Source organism: Kitasatospora sp. NPDC057512, assembly GCF_042802135.1.
Taxonomy (GTDB): Bacteria; Actinomycetota; Actinomycetes; order Streptomycetales; family Streptomycetaceae; genus Kitasatospora.
Window position 1 is genome coordinate 1 of sequence record NZ_JBHVET010000022.1, and the last position, 4156, is coordinate 4156.

A 4156-nucleotide genomic window follows, 5' to 3' on the forward strand; every position below is an offset into this window, starting at 1 on the left:
ATACACTGAACTCGAACGCGTCCCGGCACCTGCGTAATCGTAAAGAGCAGGTCGGAGCAGGTGGAAACGGGGGCCTCAGTCGGCCGCCGGCCCCGCCAGGTGGGCGGTGAGCCACACCAGGGTGTCCGGGATCATCTTCTTGAAGTCCGAGGTCAGGTGCTTGCCGCCGGGCTGCTCGTGGTACTGGAGGTTCACCGGCGGCACCGCCTTCTCCACCCAGCTCTTGACCACCTTGGTCTCGTACGGGTTGGCGCCGCCCGCGGTGACCAGCATGCTCACGTCGGCCTTGCCCTGGGTGACCAGCACGTCCGGGTTGTTGGCGGCCTTCTCCGCGTCATGGCCCTTCCACAGCCCCGAGTCCGGTATGAAGTAGCCGTCGATCGGCACCGCGGCCTTGTAGACCTGCGGGTACTGGAGGGCGAGCTTGGCGCTGCAGAAGCCGCCGGTGGAGGCGCCCATCACGCCCCAGCCGTCGCGGCCCTTCACCGTGCGGAAGTTGGCGCGGACGAAGTCCGGGAGGTCCTCGGCCATCCAGGTGGCCATCTTGGCCTGGCCCGGGATGTCGGAGCAGTCCAGCGCGTTCTTCTCGTCGCCGTTGAAGTTCTGCACCGGCATGATCATGATGAACGGGTGGGACTTGCCCTCCTTGACCAGCCGCTCGTTCTCCTCCTGGATCGGCAGCTGGTTGTCGGTCCAGGTGTTGTAGCCGTTGCTCTGGCCGCCCGCGAACAGGGTGAGCACCGGGAAGCCGGTCTTGGCGAACTTGGGGTCGTTGTACTCGGGCGGCAGCCAGACCCAGACCTGGCCGGTGACGCCGGACTTCGCGCCGGTCACCTTGGTCATCATGATCGGGCCGGCGCCGGTGTCCCGGGACTTGCTGAGGGCGGCGGCGGGACCGGTGGGCATCAGCACCTTGCCGGAGGCGGCGGCCGGGGCCGCGCTGCCGGTCGCGGGCTGGCCGGTGCCGGTGGTGCTCGGGCTGCCCGACGAACTGCCGCCGGTCGCGCCGGCACTCGCCGTGGCGCTGTCCCCCTTCCCACCGCCGGAACTCCCGCAGGCCGCGAGCGAGGCGGCCAGGGCGAGCACGGCGGCGCCGGACAGGACGGCGCGGGAACGGGACGACTGCCTAAGCACGGTGAGGACTCTCCGACCGATGTCGCGCCCGGTCCGTGACCGGGCGGCGGCCCCCCGGTGGGGCCGGACATGCCCGGGGGCACAGCGCTGGTGCGTCCCCCGGAGTGATGGCGCGCCGCCCCTTCGCGGGGGTGCGCCTTCCTGCGATCTTATGACGTGGGCCGGGGTGGCCCGGTTGCGCGGTGGCCACCGGAAATCCAATGTTTGTTCGCGATCAGGTAAAAGCCTTCACCCGTCCCGCCGGTCGGCGGGGGCCGGTCGGCGGGGGTGGCCGTCGGGCCTTCGTCGAACCGTCCGGATTCCGCCGGTTTTGCCGGTGGCTTCGGCGGCTTCGACCGGTGACGGCGGCCCGCCGATCCGCGACGATCTCCAGGGCACGCCCGGCGCACGCCCAGGGCACGGGCCGGGGCCGACCGGGAACAGTCATCGAGGAGGGTGCCATGAACCAGCGGATCGCCGTCGTCACCGGAGCCGGGAGCGGCGTCGGCCGGGCCGTGGCGGTGGAACTGGCCGCGGACGGCTGGCGGACGGTGCTGGCCGGCCGCCGGCCCGGCCCGCTGCGGGAGACCGCCGCGCTCTGCGCCGGGCCGGCCGACGTGGTGCCGACCGACGTCACCGACCCGGCCGCGGTGGACGCGCTGTTCGCCACGGCCGTCGAGCGCCACGGCCGGGTGGACCTGCTGTTCAACAACGCCGGCGCCTTCGGCCCGGCCGTCCCGGTGGACGAGCTGGCGGTCGAGGACTGGCGGGCCGTGGTCGACCTCAACCTGACCGGCGCCTTCCTCTGCGCCCGGGCCGCGTTCCGGCGGATGAGGGAGCAGGACCCGCAGGGCGGCCGGATCATCAACAACGGCTCGATCTCCGCGCACGTCCCGCGCCCGCACTCGATCGCCTACACCGCGACCAAGCACGCCGTGACCGGCCTGACCAGGTCGCTGTCGCTGGACGGCCGCCCGTACCGGATCGCCTGCGGGCAGATCGACATCGGCAACGCTGCGACGGACATGACGGCGGCGATGGGCGCGGGCGTGCGGCAGGCGGACGGCCGGATCGCCCCCGAGCCGACCATGGACGTGGCCGACGTGGCGCGCACCGTACGGCACATGGCCGGGCTGCCGCTGGAGGCCAACGTGCAGTTCGCCACCGTGATGGCGACGGCCATGCCCTACATCGGGCGGGGCTGAACCCTGCCACGGAAGGCCGCAGAAGGCCGCGAAAGGCCGCGGAAGGGGCCCCGCCGGTCCGCGCGCCGACGGGGCCCCGGTCCGCCGCGGCCTCACGGCCGCCAGGTGTCGTTCAGCGTGACCGTCCCGCCCGAGGGCACCGTCGCCGTCCGGTTGGCGCCGGACTCCCAGGTCACCGCGCCGCTCGCGTCCTTGCGGACGTACTTGTACTGGAAGGACGTGCCGGCCGGCAGCGACAGCGCCAGCGACCAGACCGGGTAGCCAGCCGAGGAGAGCGGCAGCGCCTTCGCCGGGTCCCACCCGCCGAGCGCCGCGGCGTCGCCGACGACGTAGACGTTCTGCCCGGGCGAGGTGGTCGCGTTGACGTTGAACGAGGCGCCGGAGACGCTCGCGTCGGGCTGGACGTACAGCGCGACCGCGTCGCCCGCGCCGACCGTCGCGGTGAACTGCCCGTTGGCGCCCACCTGGTACGTCGGGCCGGTGCAGCCGCCGCCCGCCTGCGGGTCGCCGTGCTGGACGTCGCAGTAGGTGCCGGCCGGCAGCCCGGTCTGGAAGGTCCGGGTGATCGCGGCGCCCTCGTGGTTGATCGCGACGTAGCCCTTGCCGCCGCGGCCGAAGGCGATCGCGTTGCCGCCGTTGGACCACCAGTTGGTCACCCCGGTGCCCGCCACCGCGTTGCGGAAGCCGACCATGTTGGCGACCTGCCGCCAGGCGTGGGTGCAGTTCCAGCCGTCCTGGTAGCAGGCGTTGACGGTGCCGCCGTTCGGCGGGCCGTCGTCCTTGTTGGTGAAGGAGTAGCCGGAGTAGACGTTGGGGGTGCCGTACGGCGAGGCCAGCAGGAAGACGTTGGCGAGCGTGTAGGTGTTGCCGTAGGTGGAGTTGAGGGTGGAGCCGTTGCGCTCGGTGTCCCAGTTGTCGACGAAGGTGCGCGCCTGGCCGCTCGGCAGGTAGCCCCAGGAGGCGCCCCAGCCGCTGAGGTTGGCGAGCTTGTCGGCGGTGAACATCCGCTTGAGGTCGGTGCCGACGCGGAACTCGTCCAGGTCGCCGGTGCCGGTGTACTCGGTGGGCTGGATCGGCTCGCCGGCGCCGTAGATGACCTCCTGGACCCAGTACGCCTTGGGGTTGGCCATCCTGGCCTTGATCGCGGCGAGGTCGGCGGCGGCGATGTGCTTGGCGGCGTCGATCCGGTAGCCGTCGACGCCGAGCGAGGCCAGGTCGTCCAGGTAGTGCGCGATGGTGGTCTGGACGTACGCGCTGCCGGTGTCCAGGTCGGAGAGGCTCTCCAGCTCGCAGTTCTGGACGTTGCCGCGGTCCTGGTAGTTGGTGATCGGCTGGCGGCAGCCGTGGAAGTCCTGGTCCTGGTACGTGCCGGGGTAGTTGTACTTGGTGTACGCGGTGCCGCCGGTGCCGGTGCCGGAGCCCGCCGACATGTGGTTGACCACCGCGTCGGCTATCACCTTGACCCCGGCCGCGTGGCAGGTGGCGACCATGTTCCTGAAGGACGTGCGGTCGCCGAGCCGTCCGGCGATCTTGTAGCTGACCGGCTGGTAGGAGGTCCACCACTGGGCGCCCTGGATGTGCTCCTGCGGCGGGGAGACCTCGACGAAGCCGTAGCCCTTGGGGCCGAGGGTGGAGGTGCAGGCCTGGGCGACGGAGTCGAAGCGCCACTCGAAGAGGGTGGCGGTGACGTCCTTGCCGTTGTTCGCGGGCGGGGCGGCCTGGGCGGCGGGGGCACCGAGGGAGGTGCCGAGCGAGAGGGCGAGCGCCGCCGAGGCGGCGAGCGCACCGGCCGCGCGGGCGGGCCGGCGGGCGGGGGCGGTGGTGACCACGTCGTCTCC

The 4156-nt window shown here is 72.2% G+C and carries 3 protein-coding genes; 1 reads left to right on the plus strand and 2 read right to left on the minus strand.

All coding sequences use genetic code 11. The annotated features are described in order from the left end of the window. Positions 1 to 75: 75 nt before the first annotated feature. A complete protein-coding gene (locus ACFU6K_RS03270; RefSeq protein WP_380660592.1) occupies positions 76 to 1134 on the minus strand; it encodes an alpha/beta hydrolase in 1059 nt (352 codons plus the stop codon). A 440-nt stretch (positions 1135 to 1574) separates the two neighbouring features. Here ACFU6K_RS03270 and ACFU6K_RS03275 point away from each other — a divergent pair, with 440 nt between their 5' ends. Beyond that, on the plus strand, positions 1575 to 2318 hold the full coding sequence (locus tag ACFU6K_RS03275; protein ID WP_380660593.1) for an SDR family oxidoreductase: 744 nt from the start codon (positions 1575 to 1577) through the stop codon (positions 2316 to 2318). 92 nt (positions 2319 to 2410) lie between these two features. On the opposite strand, the gene ACFU6K_RS03280 is transcribed toward ACFU6K_RS03275, so the two are convergent. Beyond that, positions 2411 to 4147, minus strand: coding sequence for a carbohydrate-binding module family 20 domain-containing protein (locus ACFU6K_RS03280; RefSeq protein ID WP_380660606.1), 1737 nt, complete (start codon positions 4145 to 4147; stop codon positions 2411 to 2413). Positions 4148 to 4156 lie beyond the last annotated feature (9 nt).